The 826-nt window shown below is 45.8% G+C and carries 2 protein-coding genes and 1 pseudogene; all 3 read right to left on the reverse strand.

Annotated elements, in window-relative coordinates:
* Positions 1–62: 62 nt before the first annotated feature.
* Complete coding sequence (locus tag ACWPVL_RS11745; protein ID WP_454389191.1) at positions 63–257, reverse strand: hypothetical protein; 195 nt, start codon at positions 255–257, stop codon at positions 63–65.
* Entirely contained in the window at positions 254–496 is a 243-nt protein-coding gene (locus tag ACWPVL_RS11750) for a hypothetical protein (RefSeq protein WP_005685287.1), read from the reverse strand. The genes ACWPVL_RS11745 and ACWPVL_RS11750 overlap by 4 nt, the downstream gene beginning before the upstream one ends.
* Before the next feature lie 46 nt (positions 497–542).
* A pseudogene (locus ACWPVL_RS11755) lies at positions 543–826 on the reverse strand (flavodoxin domain-containing protein); the annotation flags it as partial.

Here is an 826-nt window from a genome sequence, read left to right on the forward strand (position 1 = left end):
AACCAAGCCACGGCGCAAATTTTCCGGCCGCGGATTGATTGGCATTTTTTGAATGATTATTTTTAAGGCTTGCGCGAATGATGCATGGGCCAAAGATTGGCAAGCAGTAAAGCAAGGTCAACGCCGAGAATTAAGCCAAGACTGCCAACCAAAAAAGGATTCGCGATTTGTTCTTGCTGCATTAAACCATAAAGAACTCCGATAAGAATGACAGCAACTACCACCAAGGCTACGCGATACCAGACTGTCTTCGTCATAAGTGAGCTAGGATCGTATACTTGCCAACATCTTTGTATGCGCCTTTAGCCTGTGAATCAGGTGTACCGGCAGCCTCATAAAAGACCGAATACTTGCCGTCTTTATCTTTGGCAACTACCAAGCCTTCATCAACGACATGCTGTGCTTTGTAAATCTGCGCACTACGCCGAGCAGCTGCGAAGTCGAAATCATTGGCAACTGCATCGCCGGGATTGAAGAAAACAATTTCCTCACTCATGAAGATCCCCTCGCTTTCTGGCTTTAGTATACGACGCGCCAACGGGTCACTTCTTGTTTTGCAGCGCTTCGGTTTTTTTGATCAGACTTTGGGTAAATGTCGCAAACTGAGGCATCTCTTCTTGTTTAACGTTTAAAGCAATCTTGACCGCGGTTGCGCCTTGAACTGCACCGCTAGCTTTCAAAACGGCTTCAAATTTTTCCGGAGCGGTATTATAATCCTTGCCATAATACGGATCACCCGTACCCAGCACTCCAAATACCAATGGCTTAGCCGAAAAATCCAGCTTACTTAAGTCATCATAAAAGTCTTGGGTCTCTTCAGGGATCA

The sequence above is a fragment of the Streptococcus sp. Marseille-Q8145 genome, from assembly GCF_965112035.1.

Coding starts and splice junctions, on each gene's coding strand:
- ACWPVL_RS11745 (WP_454389191.1), bottom strand. CDS start 257: ATGACGAAGACAGTCTGGTATCGCGTAGCCTTGGTGGTAGTTGCTGTC.
- ACWPVL_RS11750 (WP_005685287.1), bottom strand. CDS start 496: ATGAGTGAGGAAATTGTTTTCTTCAATCCCGGCGATGCAGTTGCCAAT.